Genomic DNA, 20,751 nt, shown 5'->3' on the forward strand with positions numbered 1-20,751 from the left:
GGCAATCTACGCAAACGAGCCCTTGCGCACGCGCGCCTCTTGCAGACGCGCGGGCTTCGGCAGCCGCGCACGACAAGCCGATGCGCCCGCCCCGCCGCGCATCGCGCGCACCCCGCCCCATGGCAAAGCCGGCTGCCGCCCCGCCCGGGCGACAGCCGGCTTGTACGCTGTCGATATGCCAGGACCCGCAAGGCCCGCGAGCCTACACCACCGTCACACGCCCGCGGTTGCCCACGATGCCGCGCACCTCCGCCATAAGCGGGATGGAGCGGGCGTTCACGCGCGTGGGAATCTCGGCGCGCATGGTCTGGCCGTCACCCTGCTCGATGAACAGCTCGACGCGGTCGCCGCCGGGATTGGTGGCGAGCACGGTGGCCAGACGCGCCATGTTGCTCTGCGAGAAACGCGAGCTCGGCACCATGATCTCGAAGACCTTGGGGCGGTTGTTCTCCTCGGAGAGCTCGAGCGGCAAGATCTCCTGGGCGATGATCTGGTCACCGCGGTCGCTTCGCTCCAGCTTGCCGCGCACGCGGATGAAGGCGTCGGACAGCACCGCGCCCGTCTCGGGATCGGTCTCGCCGTACAGGTAGCCCTCGCACTCCTTGTAGGTCTTGGGAAACACCACGACCGTGGCCTCGCCCTCCATGTCCTCCAGGCGCACGATGGCCATGGGGTCGCCGTTTTTGGTCACGCGCTTGGAGACCTCGGCCACCATGCCGGCGAACCAGAACGGCTTGCCCTCGGGGATCTCCTGGTTGATCGTGCCCTCGCCCGCAGGGTTCGCCATCTCGAAACCCGTGTCAATCTGCGACAGGGAGTACTCGCGCGCCTTGGCGAGCGCGTACTCAAAGGGGCGCAGCGGGTGGTCGGAGACGTAGATGCCCAGCACGTCGCGCTCGGCGGAAAGCTTCATGTGGCGGTCCCACTCCTGGCCGTCCGGCTCGGGCACCACGACCTCGAAGCCCGAGCCCTCCACGTCGCCGAACACGTCGAACAGCGACGTCTGGCCCGCGGCGCGGTCCTTCTGGCGCTTGGTCGCGGCGTCGATGATGTTCTCGGGGTTGTTCTTGTCCACGAAACTCATGAGCTGGCGGCGCGGATAGCCCGTCGAGTCGAAGGCGCCTGCCTTGATGAGCGCCTCGATGACGCGGCGGTTGGCCTGGGAGGAATCCACGCGGTCCACGAAGTCGTGCAGGTTCTTGAAGGCGCCGCCGCGCTCGCGCTCGGCGATGATGGCGTCTGCCACACCCTCGCCCACGCCGCGGATGCCGGCCAGACCGAAGCGCACGCCCTCGGAGGTCGCCGTGAACTCGCGTCCGGACTCGTTGACGTCAGGCGGCAGCACGGGGATGCCGTCATGGCGGCAGGCCGACACGTAGTGCACGATCTTCTCGGTCTTGCCCGTGTAGGAGGTGAGCACGGCCGCCATGTACTCATGCGGATAGTGGGCCTTCAGCCATGCGGTCTGCATGACCAGGATGGCGTAGCCCGCCGAGTGGGACTTGTTGAACGCGTAGGACGCGAACTCCAAGACGTCGTCCCAGATCTTCTGCGCCGTCTCGCGCTTGTAGCCGTTCTTCTCGGCGCCGTTCATCCAGTGGTCGTAGATGGTCTCGTCCTCGCCGTCAGACCAGTTGAAGACCTGCTCGGTGAGCATCTTGATCTTCTTCTTGGCCACGGGCTTGCGGATGCGCGAGTCGGACTCGCCCTTGGAGAAGCCGCACATCTCGACCGAGATGTTCATGACCTGCTCCTGGTAGACCATGGTGCCGTACGTCTCGCCCAAGATGTCGTCCAGGCGCGGATCGTAGGAGACGGCGGGCTCCTTGCCGTTCATGCGGTTGATGTAGGACGAGACCATGCCCGCTCCCAGAGGGCCCGGGCGGTACAGGGCGATCAGAGCGACCACGTGCTTGTACTCGGTGGGCTTCATGTTCTTGATGGTTGCCGTCATGCCGGCGGACTCGATCTGGAACACGCCCGCCGTGTGGCCGGCCTGCATGAGCTCGAAGATCTTGGGATCGTCGAAGGGGATGGCGTCCACGTCGATGTCGATGCCGAAGTTCTTCTTGATGTTGGCCTTAGCCTTCGAGATGACCGTGAGCGTGCGCAGGCCCAGAAAGTCCATCTTGAGCAGGCCCATGTCCGCGACCGTATGGCCTTCGTACTGCGTGATCTCCACGCCGCCCTTGGTGTCGAGCTTGGTGGGCACGTGCTCGTTGACCGGGTCGCGACAGATGAGCACGGCGCAGGCGTGCACGCCCTCGCCGCGCGTCAGGCCCTCGATGGCAAGTGCGGCGTCGATGATGCGCCGGGCGTCGTCGTCTTTCTGGTAGGCCTCGGCGAAGTCCGGGTTGTACAGGTCCTCCTTGCCCTCGACGCGGGTGAGCACCTGCTTCAGCTTGACGGACGGATCGCTCGAGATCATCTTGGACAGACGCTGACCCATGTAGACCGGATAGTCCAGCACGCGGGCGGCGTCGTTGATGGCCTGCTTGGCCTTGATGGTCGAGTAGGTGATGACGTGGGTGACCTTCTCGGGGCCATAGAGCTGACGGACGTGCTCGATGACCTCGAGGCGCCGCTCATCGTCGAAGTCCATGTCGATATCGGGCATCTCGGAGCGCTCGGGCGACAGGAACCTCTCGAACATGAGGCCGTTGGACAGCGGGTCGAACGTGGTGATGTCCATGGCGTAGGCGACCAACGCGCCCGCGGCCGATCCACGGCCGGGGCCCACGCCGATGCCGTTTTGCTTGGCCCAGCGCACGTACTCGGCCACGATCAGGAAGTAGGCGGCGAAGCCCTTCTCGCAGATGACCTTGTACTCGTACTCGAAGCGCTCCTGGATGTTGACGCCGCCGATCGTCTGCTCGCGCCAATCCTCGCCGTAGCGCTTCGCCAGGCCCTCCTCGCACTCGCGGCGGAACTGGCTCTCATGCGTCTCGCCGGGGTCGAGCAGCGGGTAGTTGGGCAGGATGATGCTGTCCCAGTCGAGCTCGACGTTGCACTTCTCGGCGAGCTCGACCGTGTTGTCGCACGCCTCCGGGCAGTACGGGAACAGGGCGCGCATCTCGTCTTCGGTCTTCATGTAGAACTCGGAGCCCTGCATGCGCATGCGGTTGGGGTCGTCGACCTTGGAGTTCATGCCGATGCACATCATGATGTCCTGCACCGGGGCGTCGTCGCGCGTGAGGTAGTGGAAGTCGTTGGTGGCGATCACCTTCACGCCCACGCGGTTGGCGATGTCGATGAGCTGGCGGTCGAGTTCCTCGTCGGTCATGCCGGAGTCCGTCGTGATGCCGTGCTCCTGGATCTCGATATAGAAGCTGCCGGGCTCGAACAGGTCGCGGAAGGTCTCGGCCCAGGCGACGGCCGTATCGATGTCGCCGCGGTCGATGCACTTCGGGATGATGCCCGCGATACACGCCGAGCTGGCGATCAGGCCCTCGCGATGGCGGCGCAGGTTGTCCAGCGTCACGCGCGGCTTGTAGTAAAAGCCCTGCACGGCCGCTTCGGACACCGTCTGCATGAGGTTTACGTAGCCGGTCTCGTTGCGGGCGAACAGCACCATGTGGTACAGCTCGGGCTTGCGGTCGCGGGCGAGTGTGTCGTCGGGCGTGAAGTACACCTCGCAGCCGAAGATCGGCTTGATGACGAGCGGGGGCTTGGTCGCATCGAGGTTGCCCGAGCGGTCCCACTCCTCCATATCCTTCATGTACTGCGCGTAGCCGCGCGGGTTCTTCTCGGGGTCGGGCTGCTCGAGCTCGTCGCGGCGGCCCTTCTGGAGGAAGGACTTGTCGTGGCTCCAGGTCTTGTACTCCGGCGTGCCGTGGTTGACGGCATCGCAGGCAAGGCCGAGCTCGGGGACGCCGTACATGTAGCCGTGGTCGGTGATGGCCACGGCGGGCATGCCGAGCTCGACGGCGCGATCGACCATGTCGCTGATGCGCGTGGCCCCGTCGAGCATGGAATACTCAGTGTGATTGTGCAGGTGGACAAACGCCATACGTGCGATACTCCTCGCCTTCGTCTTGTGCAAGAAGCATTGTACCGCAGCGCGCAGACGCGCCCGCGCCCCTGCGCGGCGGTCGCGCAACACCCACAGGCGCCCCGCGTTTCGGCGGTCGAGGGAGGACAAGGGGACGCCGACGTCGCTTGTTGCCTGCATAGGACAGCAGGCGCGCCCTCCCCTTTCGCGGGAGACGCGCGCCTGCCGGGTATCGTCAGACTGTTCGCATACAGCGCGTAGGCGCAGGGGCTACTCGATGTAGATGAGTTCGTCCATCTGGTCGAGCGGCCACATGGGTCGGAAGATGCGGCGGAACGGCAGCTTCTCGTAGAGCTGGTCGGTCGGCCCGGGAGTCAGCGCCATGATGTGGAAGGCGGTCTCGGGGATGAGGTAGGTGTCCAGGTAGCCCATCTTGACCACGACGATGTCGTAATCGTGGAACTCGACGCCGGCGGCGTGGAACTGCTCCATGTGGCCGTACTGCACGTTGTGCGGCATCACGAGCACATCGAGGCCCGTGCCGTCGACGTTGACGATATAGCTGGAGCCGACGACCTTCTGCGAGCCGACGGCTGCGTCGCCGACGACGGTGAGCGTACCGGAGATCTCCACCGGGGCCGAGACCTCGTTCTCGCCGACGCCCAGCGCAAACGAGACGTGCGCGCCCACCGGAAAGCCGCTGAGCAGCTCGCAGGCAGCCGGATCGTTGACGCCGGCGACCAGCACGCGCTTGCCGCCCAAGTCGTGCGCCAGAAGCTCGCGCAGTATCACGGTGCCGCAGCCCGACGACCCGGCGCCGCAGTTGTCGCCCGAATCGGTGATGACCGCCGTCTTGCCCTCGAAGGCGACCGCGCGTCGCACCGACTCGGCGGCGTCGCCGTAGTTGCCGCCGAATACGAACTCGCCGCGATGGTCCCACGCATAGCGCGCGATGCGGTCGGCGACCTCGGCGCACCAGGCGGCGTCCGCCGGCTCATTGGGCACCACGACCACGGCGGCGCCGAGCTTATCGTCCTCGTGGCGTAGGTACCCTACGTGGTAGGAAGCGGAGAACACGCGCTCGTCGGTCTCCGCCTCGTCGAGCAGGCGATTGATGGAGCGCATCGGCTCGTTGGCCGAAACGCTGCGCTCGCCCTCCACGATGATGGGGAGCTTGCGCACGATGGGGTGCATGGGACGGCGATGTCCCATGAGGTCGACGAGCTTCTCGGCGACGATGCGCCAGGTGTCGACCGTGTCGATATGCGGAGACTCGCGGAAGCAGCGCAGGATGTTCACGCGCGAGGCGAGCTCGGAGGTCACGTTGCCGTGGGGGTCGAGCGCGAGCGCGATCGGCATGTGGACGCCCACGATCTCGCGGATGCGGCGCAGAAGGTCGTGCTCACCGGACACGCAATCCAGGCCGCGCACACCGCTTGCGCCATGGAGCTGCAGGTAGATCGCATCGATCTCGTCAAGATGCGCGCGAAGGTCCTCGATGATGCGCCCGACGATGAACTCGTAGGCGTCGTGCTCGATCATGCCGCTCGGGTTGATGGCGGCATAGATGGACGGCACGACCTCGATCCCGCGATTCTCGAACACGTCGCGGACGCACATCTCGTCAAGGCTCTCCTCGCCGTACAGCAGCAGGAAGTCCTCGAGCCTCGCATCGCGCGAGACGTGCTCGTTGCACTCGGCGGTCATATGGGCGGCAAAGACCTTCATGGCGGCTCCTTGCGATCGACATCGTCACTCAAGCCCGCCAGCCTAGCACAAACCATTCGCCAAAATGCATATCGACGGCAAGAACACGTTTGAGACACACAGCGGTGCGGGTAGCGGTCTCCCCGCTGCCCGCACCGCCTCGAAACCCTAGAGGTCGTAGGTCACAACCTGCGGCTGCGTCGGATCGTCCGCATCGGGCACCTCGACGCGGACAAACGCGAGGCGCACGCGCGCAAAGCCGGCCCGATGCAGCACATCTGCATAGACGCGCGCCTGGAGCGCATGCTTGTCCTGCAGCTGAGAGGGCGTCTCCTGCGGGCTGCCGCCGGTCTTGTAATCGATCACCAACGCCTCGCCGGGGCGTGCGGGATCGGTCGCGAGCGCGTCGATCGCGCCCTCGGCAAACGTCCCGAACCGTTCCCGGACCTCGTCGTCATCCATGCCCAGCGAGAAGAAGGGCACCTCGGCGCGCACGCAGGGCCACGACCTCAGCTCGGCACGCATCCGCGACGCCTCCCAGCGCCGCAGCGCCGCGTCGAGCCGGGCGCGCTGCGCCTCGCTTGTGCCCCAATAGCGCGCCTGCGCATCGATGCGCTCGGTCGGCACGCGTTCGGCGCCGGTCTCGATCAGCCACTGCGCCGCGGCGTGGAACGCCGAGCCCAAAGCCGTCGGGTCCTCCCCGGGCTCGCCGACAGGCGCCGGATCGGACGCCTCGATCACGTCGAGCACCTCCGACGCCGCCGCCCCTGCCGCAGCGGTCCCATCCGCCGCGGCCGGCGCCGTCTCGGCACGCAGGGAGCTCACCTGCGCCTCGCCGTCCTGTCCCCGTGCACAGGCGCGGTCCTCCCCTTCTTCGTGAAGGGCAGCGGACATCGACGAGTAGCTGTACGCATCGCGAGCGGGCCGCTCGGCGGGCGCCACGGCGTAGTCGACGGGCTTCGGCCAGACCAGGGTGAAGCTGTCAGGGCCCTCGGCGGACGCGTCCGCCGGAGCGGCGCTTTGCCCCACCTCGACGTTGGCGGGATACTCCACGCCCGCGAACATGAAGTCGCGACATGCGATGAGCTCGTAGTCGCCGGGTTTCGTGCCTTCGAACACGAGCCGATCCGCATCGAGGCGCCGGCCCTCATCGGGCAGAATCCGCTCGAGCACCGACCGCGTCAGGTCGCACTCGTCGTCAAACGTGAGCTCCGGCTTCCCCCTCGTCCCCACGCCGGCGTCCATCGCCAGGATGAGCACCTCGCGGGCGCGCGTCATGGCCACGTACAGCAGGCGGGCACGCTCCTCGAGCTCACGACATAGGGACTCCTCGCGCATGGACACGAACGCCTCGGCAGCCGAGCCGGTGGCGCAGACCTCGTCGAGGGTATCGGGCGCAAGCCAGGTGCCGTACAGTTTGCGGAAGCGCTCCTCGACCTTCGTGTCGGTGATATGGCGCCCGTCCGCCAGCACCGTGCCCGGCAGCCGGGCGGGCAACGCCACCGCCTCGACGCCCGCGCGCGAGCGGCGCGTCTGGAAGCGGTCGGCGCTGCGCTTGACCGTGAAGCAGTCAGCGACCGCGACGACGGGGAACTCCAGACCCTTCGACGCGTGCACGGTCATGATGCGCACGGCGCCGGTCCCCCGCTCGTTTAAGGCGCCCGGAGCCTGCTTGGCGGCCAGCGCCGCATCGAAGGCGCGCGCGATGCCGCGCGGAGCGTTGCCGACCTCGGCCTGCGCCTCGTCGATCAGATCGAGCGCCTTCAGGACGTTCGCGGCGACGGCGCGTCCCTCGGGCCCGCGCTCGGCCAGGCGCACCATCCATCCCGACGCGCGCACAACCTCGCGCACGATGTCGGCGACAGGATCGCGGCCGACGCGCGCCAGGGCCGCGCGCAGCACGGCGCGCGCCCGTTCGACGAGCGCGAGTCCCTCCAGGCCCGGCGCGTCGTCGTCGCTCATCAGCCCCGCATCGAGGTTGCGGCGGCGCGTCTCGCCCGTCGCGGGGTCGTAGGCGGTCGCAAGCGCCAAGAGTTCCTTCGCGCCGAGCGCGAACAGCGGAGATGTCAGCAGCGGCGCCAAGCCCTGGGCAGCGTCGGCGGGGTTCGCGAGCGTCCACACGAGCGCGCGCACGGCAGCCACCTCGGGGGTCGACGAGAACACGGAACCTCCCGCGATCACGCAGTCGAGTCCCTGCGCGCGAATGGCCTCGGCGTACACGCCCGCCTGCGTCATGGCGCCCAGCAGCAGCACCATGTCGCCCGCGGGCTGGCCGGCATCGGCGAGCGCTCGGAAGCGCGCGGCGATGGCGGCGGCCTTCATCTCGGTGCGCTCGGCGCGCACCCCGCCCACGACAAGCAGCGCCTGGCGGCGCGACGCCGGCGCGACGAGTGCGTCGGTGCGCTCGTCATGGGGCACAAGGTCAAGAAAGCCGCGCATGAGGCCGCCGTGCTCGCCGTCAAAGACGCGGGCGACGTAGTCCAAGATCTCGGCATGGCTGCGGAAGTTTTTCACCAGGCGCACGATCTTGCCAGCGGCAGCGGCATCGGCGCCGGCTGCTGCCGGGGTCGCCATGCTCTGCTCCTGCCGGCGGAACACCTCCACCTCCGCTCCGCGGAAACGGTAGATGGACTGCTGCGCGTCGCCCACGGTGCACAGGCGGCGCCCGCCGTCCGTGAGAAAGCCGATGAGGTCGACCTGCTGCTGGTCGGTATCCTGGAACTCGTCGATCATCACCATTCGGAACCGGTCGGCGTACGCCGCGCGGATGGCGGGCCGATCGCGCAGGGCGAGATAGGTCAGGCGCAGCAGATCGTTGTTGTCGAGCACCGACGCCTCGCGCTTGAGCGCGCGGTACTCGGCCTCGACGTCGCGCGCGAGCGCCATGAGGGAATCGAGGGCGTCGGATCCACACGCGAGCAGGGCGCAGATAAAGGTGTTGGCGACGTCGGCGCGCAACAGGTCGAGCTGCTCTTTGGGCAGCGCCTTGCTCGGCCGCGGGATGTCGCAGCTCATCATGCAGCGCACCGCGTCGCCCACCGTGCGCTCGCTTGCCAGGTAGGCGTCGATGGCCGCCATCGCGTCGCGGGCGATCTGCGCGGCCTTGGGGCTTGCGTCCAGGCACGCACGGTACGCATCGGCAAGCGACGCCACCGCATCGGTCCCGCGATGCAGATGCACGCCGTCCATGCCGTCAGGCAGGGTGCACACAAGCTCGAGCAGGCGCCGGACGATGCCCTCGACGCTTGTGGAGGCCGCACGCGCGGCAGGGCCGCCCTCGGCCTTGAGCGGATACCAGGCGAGCAGGGCGGAAAGCTCGCCGGCTGCATCCCCGCCGTCGTCGGCGCGTGCGAGCACCCGCTCGATCGCGGCGCCGATGAGCTCGTCGGTGTCCTCGACGATGCCGAACTCGGGATCGATCCCCAGCTCGAGCGCATGCGCCCTGAGGATGCGGGCGCACATGCCGTGGATCGTCGAGATCCACGCGTCGTCGACGGACAGCGCGGCGCGCTCCATGCCCGCCTCGATGAGCGCGGCGCGCACGCGCTCGCGAATCTCCGCGGCGGCATCCCGGGTGAACGTGATGGCGAGCACCTGGTCGAGGCTCGACAGATACGGGCCCGAATCGTCGGAGAGCGCCCACAGGATGCGCCGCGTGAGCGTAAACGTCTTGCCCGATCCCGCGCCTGCGGATACGAACAGCGGACCGTCGAGCGTGGTGACGATCTCGCGCTGCTGCGGCATGAGCGATGAGAGGTCCATGTCCGTCACGCGTCCCTTCGTTCGAATCCGATCGGATGGTTGTGCACGCAGCTGGGACGCTGCTCGGCAGAAGCGGCGACCTTGCCGGAGGCGAGGTCGGCCAGGCGCATCGCGATCGAGCCCTCCACGCGGTCAAGCAGCTCGGTGAAACCCATAGTGCCCCCTGCGCGCTCGCCGGGAAAGCCGTCGCGCAGACCGGGTACGCGCCCGTCATCAGGCTCGACCTCGGCGAGCTCGTCGGCCACGGCGCCGCGCATGGCCACCTTGCCCTTCGTGGCGAAGTAGAGCGCGCCGCGGACGTCTAGACCGAGCGAGCGACGCAGCGCCTGGGCGTAGATGAGGGTCTGCGTATGCTCCGGGAGCCACCGCGGATCGTCCGCGGCGACCTCGCCGGTCTTCTTGTTGGGAACCGTCGGGTCGGCGAGCTTGAACGGCGTCACGTCCGAGCGGTGCTTGTAATCGATGACCACGGCGCGGCCGGCGGCGTCGACGTCGACGCGGTCGATGCGCCCGCCGAGCGGGTAGCCGGCGTAGGCAACCCCCAGCCCGTTGAAGGAGTACTCGAGGTAGGCGGGGGCGAACGGCGCGAGCGCGCCCGCCTCGTAGCGCACCACCTTCCTCAACTGGGGCAGGATGTCGTCGATCTGCCGCTCCTCGCCAGCGCTCAGCGCCACGAGCGGCGCCGAGCTCGCCGTCTTGCCGCGGGCGTGCTCGGCGCGCACCTCGGCGAACACCTCGTCGAGCAGGTTGAGCGAGGAAGCGAGGTTCTCGGGCGTCACGCGGCGCGCGCCGTCGGACGCCAGGCGCTCGTGGAAGCGGTCCATGACGTCGTGCACGAAGTTGCCCTTCTCCATGTTGGAGAAGCCAGCATCGATGACGGCGGGGCGCACGCGCGAGGACATGAACCAGCACAGCGGGCACGACGAGTACATCTCGATCTGCGACGCCGAGAACTGACGCGGCTCGAGCGCCCCCTCCTCGGTGCGACGCATGAGCACCATGTAGCGGGCGGCCGCCTCGTCGAGCTGCTGGGGAGGCAGGCAGGCGATGCGCTCCGCCGACCAGGAACCGGTGCCGGCGGGGTCGAAATCGCCCGCGACGTCCTGCTCGCCCTCGCGCGCGATCGAGGCCCCCTCGCCGAGCGCGGCGACGAGCTCGGTCCAGATCGCAGCGGGATAGCGGTCCTTGGCCTGCCGGTCGTGGGTGACACGGGCGAGCACGCACGACCGCGCCGCCGCGCGGGCGCGGCCCACGAGGTCGCGGACGCGAGCGATGGGCTCGAGCGCAAGCGTCGGCGCGCCGAGGAGGTCTGCCAGGGACGCACGCGCCCCTTCGTCATGGGAGAGCGGATAGTTCGCGACTTCCACGTCGGCCAGGAGCATGAAGTCGACCGAGCCGCACGGCAGCGCCGCGGCGTCGGCGAGCGTCATGAAAGACACCTCGACGGCCGTGCCCTCGTCCACAGGTGACGCGCTCGCGCGCTCACGCGAGACGACGCACAGGCCGTCGAGGGACTCCACGGCACTCGCCTGCGATACGCCGAGGGCGCGCGCCTCGTCGGCGACGACCTCGAGCGCACGGCGCGCCATCGCGCGCTCGCACGTCACGCGACAGGTTCCCGCCACGGAGCCAAGCGATGCGGCGGGCAGCGCCTCGAGCACCTCGAGCATCGCCTTGATGGCCGAGACCGGCCGATCTTGCCACAGGAAGCGCACGACGTCGGCGCAGACGGCGGGGACGCGGGCAAACGGATGGCCGTCGGCAAGCTTGCGGCGCGCCGCGGCGGTGCGCGACTGGACGCTTTGCAGCTCGCGCAGAACGCCCTGGACGCCCAGGGAGCGCGTCGCGCGCACCTTCTTGTCAAACGAGCGCGCGAGAAGCGCGTCCGCGCCCGACAGCGGCGAATAGAGCCAGTCGGTGAGCTCGGGAGCAGGCCACCATTCCAGCGCCGACCCCGTCTGCTCCTCGTCCGCGCGCATGCGCGCGACGAGGTCCGCCAAGGCGCGCAGCTGCCGGCCGAACGCCGTCTGACCGAACCGCACGAACCGGGTGAGCTCAAAGGGGATGCCGCGCGCGGCGAGATAGGGCGCAAGCGCATCCGCCAGCTCGCTCGCATGTGCCGAAGCGACCACCGCGCTGCGCGCACCGTCCGCACCGGCGCGCGCGATCGCGTCGGCATACGCGCGGGACCGGGCATGGGGGCCGAAGACCTCCAAAAACGTCGGGGTAGCACACGGAGCAGCGGGGCGCCCGTCGACGCATTCCTCGATGGCGACGTCGCAGCCAAGGTTCGCAAACGCCGCGGCAAGCTCATCGCTCCATGCGGCCTGTTCGCCGGCGAGCAGCACCACGGCCTCCCCCGCGACGGCGATGGAGGCGAGCAACCGCATCAGATAGGCGGGCAGCGTCGTGATACCGCGCAGTACGACGAAGCGCGCGCAGGCGACCGGTGAGGCGGCGAGCGCTTCGGCCAACGTGGCCGCCGCGCACGAGGGTTCGGTAAGCCCGCGGCCCGCCAGGGCGTCGGCGTACCGGCGAAGACAGGCCAGCACGGATGCCGCCGCCCCATCCGAGGCGCCAGGCGCCGCCGAGGCGCCAGCGTAGGGCAAAAGATCGCGCGCCATGGCGGCGAGCAGCCGCACCGTGCCGGGGTTCGCGCGCAGGGGCGCCAGATCTTCCGGTGCGCTCGTGTGCACGAGCTCGGCCATGACGAGCTGGCGCTGGACGCCTGAGCACAGATGGCTGCCGTCGCCGAGCAGCTCCCACAGGCTCTCGATCCACGCCGGCACGACGGCGGCGTCGACGCCCACGCCCACGCCGGCGCGCGCGAGGCTGCGCCGCACCTGATCGCGCTCGGCCAGCGAGGGCGCAAGCAGCGTGCACCGCCCCCATTGGGAGACGCCCCGACGGATCAGGTCGAGTTCGGCATCGCCCGGGACGACGCCCGGGCGCGTCTTCACGATTCGTACCGACATGGCCCTCCCACGGATCGACTTCGTATAGATTCGCTTGCACCTATCCTACACGCCCGCACGGACACGCAGCGCGCCGCTTGCGCCAAAACGCTCAGGCGCGACACAAGAAGAGGCGCCCTGCACCGACGATGGGATGCAGGACGCCTCGTTGCCATCTTCGCTGCGGCCGCTACGTCCGGCCGCGCTCCTGGTCCTCGAGCTTGATGAGGACGCGACGATACCCGCCGTGCTCGCCGTTGAGCGCCTTGGACACACGGCTCACCGTGGTGGACGACGCGCCGGTCCGCGCCTGGACCTCAACGTAGGGCTCACCCTCGTCGAGGAAGCGGGCAACCTGAAGGCGCTGCCCGAAATCGCAGATCTCGCGCGGCGTGCACAGGTCGGTCAGAAAGGCCCGCACATCGTCCTCGTCATCGAGCAGCAGCATCGCGCGCACGAGCTGCTGGACGTCGCTTCGCTCATACATCTTTTCGATATTCATACGGATACGGCACCGCCAAATTAGCTCATATCGGCTCGGATTGATACTGGCATACGCGTATTGGGGGCTCAAAATATCCAACACCCGACAAGACACGGCCACGTGATGCAGTGTATCACACCACCGCGCTAAAGTATCGCGGTATCCGGCGGCGAGCGGCACCGCGACCCTTGGCGGGCGGCGGTCTATCGCCGCGGCTGCACGGAGGCGTGCACGCGGCCGGCAAGCCCGCTCGTCCAGCTGAGGCGTCCGCGGTCGTCGACGATCAGCGCCTCGATGCCGCTGACCCCCTCGGCAAACGCCAGGGCCTCCTGTGCCCCCAGCATGAACAGGGTCGTCGAATAGCCGTCGCAGTCGAGCGAGCGGTCGGCCACGACGGTCGCGCTCGCCACGTCGCTTTGCGCCGGCATGCCGCTCGCAGGGTCCAGGATGTGATGGTAGACCCTGCCGCCTTTGACGAAGCTCCGCTCGCGCGCCCCGCTCGTGACCACCGAGCCGTCCACGACGTCGACCACCGCGCAGAAGCGCGCCGCATCGAAGGGGTCGGCGATCCCGGTTCTCCAGGGTAGCGGCGCCGCCCCCGCGTCGTCGGCGCGCGGAGGGCGTCCGCCGCGCAGCATCACGTTGCCGCCGAGATTCAACGCGAAGCAGCCCACGCCCGCCCGCTCCAGCAGCGCCGCGAGGTCGTCGGCGATATAGCCCTTCGCGATGCCTCCGAGGTCAAGGACGGTTTCGGGGTCTCCGATCGCCAAGGTCGGTGCTGTGCCCGGCGGGCTCACCTCGACAAGTCGATAGTCGACATGCGGCAGGGCGCGCGCGAGCGCGAGCGCCGTCGGGACGCGACCGGCGTGGAAGTCCCATAGCGACGTCACCGTGCCCATGGTGATATCGAACAGGCCTCGGCTCCGCTCGCAATACCCGAGCGCCAGCCGGACCACCTCGGCGGTCTCGGGCGCCACCGGCACCGGACGCGGCGCCGCGCGATGGGCTCGGGCGATGTCGGACTCGGGGCGGGTGCGCGAAAGGATGCCCTCGAAATACGCGCACCGCATCCGGCATGTCGCGAGCGCGGCGTCGAGCGCGGCGGGCGAGACGTCAGCGTCCGGGCGCGCCGGCGCCGGGTAGACCCGCAGGCGCACCTCGGTGTCAAACGCCGTGAACGCGAGCTCGCGCCCGCCGTCCGAACACCCCACGGGCGCGGGCGGTCTGGGTTTTTGATGACTCATCCCGTCTCGCACCGGCAACCCCTTTTCGCATGGCTCACAATCTTCTCACCCATGATACGCCCCGCTTCGCGGCGGCAGGCCCCCAGAAAGGCGGTCGGCGCCCATGCGCTTCATCCTCAATTGGCTGCTCATTTCCATCGCCATATCCATCGCGGCCTACATCGTGCCGGGTATCGAGCCCTTCGGGCAGGCGGATCCCTGGCTGTGCTTCGCGTTTGTCGGGCTGTTTCTCGGCCTGGTCAACGCACTCGTCAAGCCCCTGCTCACCATCGTGTCCCTTCCGGTGACCATCCTGACGCTCGGCGTGTTTCAGCTGGTCATCAACGGGCTCATGCTCGAGCTTGCGAGCTGGTTCTCCCTGAACCTGCTCGGAGCGGGCATCGCGATCGATGGCTTTTGGGCAGCGTTTTTCGGTGCGATCGTCATCAGCATCGTCGGAGGCATCCTCAACATGGTGACGCAGGACGCGCAGGCGTAAGGGACCCAGGTCCTAGAGGCAGTCGATCCCTCGGGGCGAGGCGGCCAGGTCCGCCAGGGTCACGCCGTCCAGATAGCGGGAGATGAGCCCATCGAGCTCGGTCCACATGTGGATGGTCGGGCACTCGGGTGCGCGCTCGCACCCAGTCTTGCCGCCCTCCAGGCACGACACCGGGGCGAGTCCGCCCTCGGTCAGGCGCAGAATCTCGCCGACCGTGTAATCCTCGACGGGCCGGGTGAGACGGTAGCCGCCGCGCTTGCCGCGCATGCCGGTGAGCATATCGTTGCGCACGAGCGTCGACAGGATATTCTCCAGGTATTTCTCGGATACGCCCTGGCGCTCGGCGATCTCCTTGAGGGGTATGCGACCGTCCGCTTGGTGCTCGGCAAGATCGATCATGACGCGCAGGGCGTAGCGGCCTTTCGTCGATACCAGCATGCTATCTCCCCCTCTCGACGACATTGCTCCATCAGCATACCAAATACCTTTATATAACGTGAACCGAATAGTAGGGGTCTTTTTATTCCATAGAGCCGCGCACCTGCGGAACCTGTGACGACGGTGCGCGCGATAGCGCGGCGCGGGCGCGCGGCGTGCGCCCGCCGTATAATCGGGGTGCATGCAACCCGTCTGCCAAGGAGCGTCCATGAGCGCCATCAACACCTCGATCGACCAGCTGATCGGCAACACTCCCCTGCTCGAGCTCACCGGCATCGAGCGCGAGCTGGGCCTCGGCGCGCGCGTCGTCGCCAAGCTCGAATACTTCAACCCCGCCGGTTCGGCCAAGGACCGCGTCGCCCGGCGCATCCTCGATGACGCCGAGGCCGCGGGCACCATCCGGCCGCACGCCGGCTGCACCATCATCGAGCCCACGAGCGGCAACACCGGTATCGGCCTCGCCGCCCTGGCCGCCGCCCGCGGCTACCGCCTCATCATCACCATGCCCGACTCCATGAGCCCCGAGCGCCGCAAGCTCATGGAGGGCTACGGCGCCGAGGTCATCCTCACGCCCGGCGCGCAGGGCATGGCGGGCGCTATACGCCGCGCCGAGGAGCTCTCCCGCGAAATCGACGGCAGCATCATCGCCGGCCAGTTCACCAATCCCGCGAACCCCGCCGCCCACGAGGCGACGACCGGCCCGGAGATCTGGCGCGACACCGACGGGGACGTCGACGTCTTCGTCGCAGGCGCCGGCACGGGCGGCACGATCACCGGCGTCGGACGCTACCTGCGCACCAAGCGCCCCGACATACGCATCGTCGCCGTCGAGCCCGCCGGCTCCCCGGTGCTGTCCGGCGGCGAGGCCGGACAGCACGCCATCCAGGGCATCGGCGCGGGCTTCGTGCCCAAGGTGCTCGACACCGGCGTGTACGACGAGGTCGTCCCCGTGACGGACGAGGACGCGCTCGCCTGCGCCCGCCTCATCGCCCGCACCGAGGGCGTGCTCGTCGGCATCTCGTCGGGCGCCGCCGCATGGGCCGCGATCGAGCTCGCCAAGATGCCGCAGTACGCCGGCAAGATGATCGTCGTGCTGCTGCCCGACACCGGAGAGCGCTACCTGTCGAGCGCCCTGTTCGCCGAGTAGGCGCGACGTGACGGCAAGAAGGCGCGTGCTCGTCGCCATGAGCGGCGGCGTCGATTCGAGCGTGACGGCATACCTGCTCAAACAGCAGGGCTACGACTGCGTCGGCGCCACGATGCTTCTGCACGACGACCCGGCGGCGGACGATGCGGACACCGGCACCTGCGGGTCGTCGCGCGACGCCGACGATGCCGCGAGCGTGGCGCACGCGCTCGGCTTTCCACACCACGTCCTCGATTTGCGCGCGACCTTCGAGCGCTGCGTGGTGGACAAGTTCGTGCGCACCTACGAGGCGGGCCGCACCCCCAACCCCTGCTGCGACTGCAACCGCTACCTCAAGTTCGGGGCGCTGCTCGACCACGCCCGCGAGCTCGGGTGCGACTTCGTGGCGACCGGGCACTACGCGCAGGTCGTGCCGCCCGCGCAGCCGGACGGGGCATGGCGGCTCGTCAAGGGCGCCGATGCCGCCAAGGAGCAAAGCTACGTGCTCTATGCGCTCACCCAACGGCATCTGGCGCACGTGCTGCTGCCGCTCGGGTCCCTTACCAAAGACCGCGACGTGCGCCGCATCGCGCGCGAGCAGGGCTTCGTCAGCGCCGAGAAGCCCGACAGCCAGGGAATCTGCTTCGTGCCGGGAAACGACTTCGCCTCGTTCATCGAACGCCGCCACGGGCGCCCGCTGCCGGAAGGCGACGTCGTCGACACGCACGGCGCCGTGCTCGGACACCACCGGGGCGCGCTGCGCTACACCATCGGCCAGCGCAAGGGCTTAGGCGTCGCCGCCGCGCACCCGCTGTACGTATGCGCCATCGATATCGGGCGCAACACGGTGACGCTCGGCTCCGTCGACGACCTGATGGCAGACGAGCTCGTCGCCGACGACTGGGTCTGGAGCGCGCCGGCAGCCGCGATGGAGGAGCGCCTGCGCGACGCCGGGGACGCCGGCATCGCGGTCGGCGCCAAGATCCGCTATCACCAGCCCGATCAGGCAGCGCGCCTCTCGTTCGCCGATGCCGGCGCAGGCGCGGACGGCGGGGTCCGCGTGCGCTTCGAGACGCCCCAGCGCGGCATCGCACCCGGCCAGGCCGTCGTCGTCTACGACGGCGACACGGTCCTCGGCGGCGGCACGGTCCGCCACGCGGACTCACGATAGCAAGCCCTCGAACGCACAAGGGGCGACCCGCCCGGTCGGCAGGTCGCCCCTCGCAACGAGACCGTTGGGCGCTCGTTACTTCATGATCTTGCGGAACAGCTCCACGACGGTGGCGTGATCGGCGTCGCGCGGGTTGCCCGGGTAGCAGGCGTCGGCCAGCGCGTCGTCGGCGATCTGGTCGAGCTCGTCCTCGGTGATGGCCTCGCAGACGGTCGGGATGTCGACGTCGGCAGACAGCTGGCGCACCGCGGCGATGGCGGCGTCGGCGGCCTCGTCGGTCGTCATGCCGGTGGTGTCAACGCCCATGGCGACGGCGACGTCGGCCAGGCGCTCGGCCACGACGGGCTTGTTGAACTCCATCGCGATCGGCAGCAGCATGGCGCAGGCCACGCCGTGCGGGGTGTCATAGTGAGCGGACAGGGTGTGCGCCATGGCGTGGTCGATGCCCAGGCCGACGTTGGAGAAGCCCATGCCGGCGATGTACTGGGCGAGCGCCATGCCCTCGCGGCCGCTCCCCGGCTGACCGCTCTTGGCCTCGGCCACGGCGTCGCGCAGGTTCTTGGCGATGAGCTCGATGGCCTTCAGGTGGAACATGTCGGTGAGCTCCCAGGCGCCGCGGGTGGTGTAGCCCTCGATGGCGTGGGTCAGCGCGTCCATACCGGTCGAGGCGGTGAGGCCGGCGGGCATGGTGGCCATCATCTCGGGGTCGACGACCGCGACCTCGGGGGCGTCGTTGGTGTCGACGCACACGAACTTGCGGACCTTCTCGACGTCGGTGATGACGTAGTTGATGGTGACCTCGGCCGCGGTGCCGGCGGTGGTGGGCACGGCGATGGTGAACACGGCGTGGTTCTTCGTGGGGGCGACGCCCTCGAGCGAGCGCACGTCGGCGAACTCGGGGTTGTTGATGATGATGCCTATGGCCTTGGCGGTGTCCATCGCGGAGCCGCCGCCGATGGTCACGATGGAATCGGCCTCGGCGGCCTTAAAGGCCTCGACGCCGTCCTGGACGTTCTTGATCGTGGGGTTGGGCTTGATCTCGGAGTACATGCTCCAAGCGATGCCGGCCTCGTCGAGCAGGTCGGTGACCTTGGCGGCGACGCCGAACTTGACCAGGTCGGGATCGGCGCAGACAAAGACCTTCTTGAAGCCGCGGCGGCTGATCTCGCCGGGGATCTCCTTGATGGCGCCGGCGCCATGATAGGAGATGGTGTTCAAAACGATGCGATTGGCCATGATTGCCTTCCTTTCCACACGGGGCACGGCCCCGCAAACACGGGAATGCGCCGCGCGAGTCGCGTGCGCGGCGCATCCTCTCAAACTATCGATATTTTATGCCCGCATGCGGACACCGTAAGCGGTCGAACCGGTCACCGAATCGGATTCACCGCCATCTAGCTGGCGGTTCGACGTAGACGGTAGGTATCGTTCGGCGAACGGCCCCACCCTTCCGGCAGCCGCCCGGACGTCGATGCGGACACATCCGCCGGCAACGGGCGACAACCCGCAGGAAGCCTACTCCAGGTGGTAGAGCTCCTCCATGAACTCCCAGTCGCCGTCCTCGCCGAAGGGCTTCATGTTCGGGCCGACGGCGGCCCACCACTCCTGCGTCCGCGGGTCGGCGGCCATCTTGGCCATGTCGGCCTCGTAGTCGTCGCCGGTGTACTCGTAGTACGAGAACAGCAGGCCGTCGTAGTAGTAGATCGAGTAGTTTTGCAGGTTGCAGGCCTTGATCATCTCGTTGACGCCCTCGAACGGCGCCGCATGGTAGGCCTTGTACTGGCGGTAGCCCTCCTCGCCGTTCGTGCGCGAGATCGAACCGAACCGTTGAATCTTACCCATAGCAACCTCCTCAGCTAGGTCTTTTCCCATGATACGTCTACGCGTGCCGACCCGTCGGCGCGGCGCCGGCACGCGTCGGCAACCCTACGAGCAGTAGCGCCAGTCGGGATCGGTAAGGGCGCGGGCGAGGCCCAGGCCCATCGGCAAGAACAGGATGATCATGACCGCACGGATGATCCACTCCATAGCGTCGATCGTGTCGAAGACGCCCATGTAGTAGACCGCGCGGTACATGTACAGGCCCGGCACCATGATGACGATGGAGGGCACGGTGATGGAGATGCGCGGAAACGCCGTCTTGGTCGCCGCGGCCGACGCCATGAGGCCGGCGCAGGTGGCGCCCACGAACGCCGCCGCCTCCGGGGGCATCGCCGCGAAGTCGACCAGCGACAGGCGCAGCGTGTTGGCGAGCGCGCCCACGACGCCGGCGGTCGCCGCCATCTCGAGCGTCGAGTTGAACATCATGGAGAACCCGAAGACGCCCACGAAACTCGCGACCAGGCGCAAGGCGAGCTGAACGGGAGCGGAGAGGCCCTGCGCGGAGAACTCGTCGGGCGAAAGCTCGACCATCATCGCCACGAGCCATGCCACGAGCGTGGCCACGACGATGACCGCCACGGCGTAGGCGAGGCGCTCGAGGCCGGAGCGGAAATCGAGCTTGGCGATGTCCAGACCGCTCGTGATGAGCGGAAAGCCAGGGATCACGAAGAGCATGGCACCGATGTAGCCGGCCTCGTGCTCAAGCGCCCCGGGCACGACGAGCGACAGCAGCGACAGGCAGCCGAGGTACGCCAGGCACGCGATGGCGACCGAGGCGCCGATGCACACGAAGTGCGTGAGCCTGCGGTCGAGCATGATGCGGCGCGTGAAGTTTCCCAGGCCGGCGCCCACGAACGCGCAGCCCATCTCGATGGGGCCACCGCCGAGCAGAAACACGAACGCCGCGCAGGCGGCCGCCGACGCCAGACCGACCGCCCAGGGAGCGTAGTTGCCGGGTGTGTGCTCGATGGCATCCATGCGGTCGTGGAACTCGCGCACGGTGAAGGTGTCGCCGCGCTTCTGCACCTCGCGCGTGAACTGCTCCATGAGGCGGATGCGCTCGGTGTTGACACCCGTCGTGTGCAGCGAGATCACCTCGGAGAAGCTCGTGTGCCCGTCGATGCACGTGCACTCGATCGTGGTGAGGCTCACCGCCGCCGAGATGGTGACGCCCAGCACGCCGGCGATCTTGTTCATGCAGTCCCGCACGCGCCAGCTGCCCGTGCCGCCCGCGAGCAGCAGCAGGCCCGCGCGACAGATGATGGACGACTTGTCGTCGAGGTCGGCATCGACGGCGAGCATGTCGTCGCAATCGGTCACCTCGTGCCACGGCACGGCCATGTGGTTGCGATGCCGCACGCGCGCACGGTGCGCGTGGGGCAGATGGGCATGGGAGAGCGCCTCGCGAATCCCGTCGACGGCGCTTGTGTGCTCGTGGTCCATGGGACGACTCCTCATGATCGGCGGACCGGTACCCTCTAGTGTACCGGTCCGCCCCCGCGATGTGCCCGAACA

General features: G+C 68.4%; 13 protein-coding genes. 3 read left to right on the plus strand and 10 right to left on the minus strand.

The window, feature by feature from the left end:
* Nucleotides 1-202: 202 nt before the first annotated feature.
* From dnaE to QUW00_RS03760, 6 genes are all read right to left on the minus strand, one after another.
* The gene (dnaE, locus tag QUW00_RS03735; protein WP_289613057.1) at nucleotides 203-4,009 is read right to left on the minus strand and encodes a DNA polymerase III subunit alpha; all 3,807 of its coding nucleotides are present in this window, start codon (nucleotides 4,007-4,009) and stop codon (nucleotides 203-205) included.
* A gap of 252 nt (nucleotides 4,010-4,261) precedes the next feature.
* Complete coding sequence (locus QUW00_RS03740; RefSeq protein ID WP_289613058.1) at nucleotides 4,262-5,719, minus strand: M81 family metallopeptidase; 1,458 nt, start codon at nucleotides 5,717-5,719, stop codon at nucleotides 4,262-4,264.
* 147 nt (nucleotides 5,720-5,866) lie between these two features.
* Nucleotides 5,867-9,460, minus strand: coding sequence for a UvrD-helicase domain-containing protein (locus tag QUW00_RS03745; protein WP_289613059.1), 3,594 nt, complete (start codon nucleotides 9,458-9,460; stop codon nucleotides 5,867-5,869).
* 5 nt (nucleotides 9,461-9,465) lie between these two features.
* The gene (locus QUW00_RS03750; protein WP_289613060.1) at nucleotides 9,466-12,435 is read right to left on the minus strand and encodes a PD-(D/E)XK nuclease family protein; all 2,970 of its coding nucleotides are present in this window, start codon (nucleotides 12,433-12,435) and stop codon (nucleotides 9,466-9,468) included.
* Between the two features lie 169 nt (nucleotides 12,436-12,604).
* Nucleotides 12,605-12,916 (minus strand): YerC/YecD family TrpR-related protein, encoded by a 312-nt coding sequence (locus tag QUW00_RS03755; protein WP_289613061.1) that lies wholly within the window; start codon nucleotides 12,914-12,916, stop codon nucleotides 12,605-12,607.
* A 185-nt stretch (nucleotides 12,917-13,101) separates the two neighbouring features.
* Entirely contained in the window at nucleotides 13,102-14,142 is a 1,041-nt protein-coding gene (locus QUW00_RS03760) for an FAD:protein FMN transferase (protein ID WP_289613062.1), read from the minus strand.
* Nucleotides 14,143-14,245: 103 nt separating this feature from the next.
* On the opposite strand from QUW00_RS03760, the gene QUW00_RS03765 reads away from it, so the two are divergent.
* The gene (locus QUW00_RS03765; RefSeq protein WP_289613063.1) at nucleotides 14,246-14,620 is read left to right on the plus strand and encodes a phage holin family protein; all 375 of its coding nucleotides are present in this window, start codon (nucleotides 14,246-14,248) and stop codon (nucleotides 14,618-14,620) included.
* Between the two features lie 12 nt (nucleotides 14,621-14,632).
* On the opposite strand, the gene QUW00_RS03770 is transcribed toward QUW00_RS03765, so the two are convergent.
* Entirely contained in the window at nucleotides 14,633-15,058 is a 426-nt protein-coding gene (locus tag QUW00_RS03770) for an RrF2 family transcriptional regulator (RefSeq protein ID WP_289613064.1), read from the minus strand.
* Nucleotides 15,059-15,266: 208 nt separating this feature from the next.
* Here QUW00_RS03770 and cysK point away from each other — a divergent pair, with 208 nt between their 5' ends.
* Nucleotides 15,267-16,205 carry a cysteine synthase A gene (cysK, locus tag QUW00_RS03775; RefSeq protein ID WP_289613065.1) on the plus strand — a complete coding sequence of 313 codons (939 nt, stop codon included), beginning with the start codon at nucleotides 15,267-15,269 and terminating at the stop codon, nucleotides 16,203-16,205.
* A 7-nt stretch (nucleotides 16,206-16,212) separates the two neighbouring features.
* The gene (mnmA, locus tag QUW00_RS03780; RefSeq protein ID WP_289613066.1) at nucleotides 16,213-17,355 is read left to right on the plus strand and encodes a tRNA 2-thiouridine(34) synthase MnmA; all 1,143 of its coding nucleotides are present in this window, start codon (nucleotides 16,213-16,215) and stop codon (nucleotides 17,353-17,355) included.
* 75 nt (nucleotides 17,356-17,430) lie between these two features.
* Here the strand turns inward: mnmA and fucO are convergent, their stop codons facing one another.
* From fucO to QUW00_RS03795, 3 genes are all read right to left on the minus strand, one after another.
* Complete coding sequence (gene fucO, locus QUW00_RS03785; protein ID WP_289613067.1) at nucleotides 17,431-18,591, minus strand: lactaldehyde reductase; 1,161 nt, start codon at nucleotides 18,589-18,591, stop codon at nucleotides 17,431-17,433.
* A gap of 279 nt (nucleotides 18,592-18,870) precedes the next feature.
* On the minus strand, nucleotides 18,871-19,197 hold the full coding sequence (locus QUW00_RS03790) for an L-rhamnose mutarotase (RefSeq protein WP_289613068.1): 327 nt from the start codon (nucleotides 19,195-19,197) through the stop codon (nucleotides 18,871-18,873).
* Nucleotides 19,198-19,281: 84 nt separating this feature from the next.
* Nucleotides 19,282-20,679: a threonine/serine ThrE exporter family protein gene (locus tag QUW00_RS03795; protein ID WP_289613069.1), complete on the minus strand. Its 1,398-nt coding sequence runs from the start codon at nucleotides 20,677-20,679 to the stop codon at nucleotides 19,282-19,284.
* Between the last annotated feature and the right edge of the window lie 72 nt (nucleotides 20,680-20,751).

The sequence above is a fragment of the Collinsella tanakaei genome, assembly GCF_030373545.1.
GTDB classification, from domain to species: Bacteria; Actinomycetota; Coriobacteriia; order Coriobacteriales; family Coriobacteriaceae; genus Collinsella; species Collinsella tanakaei_C.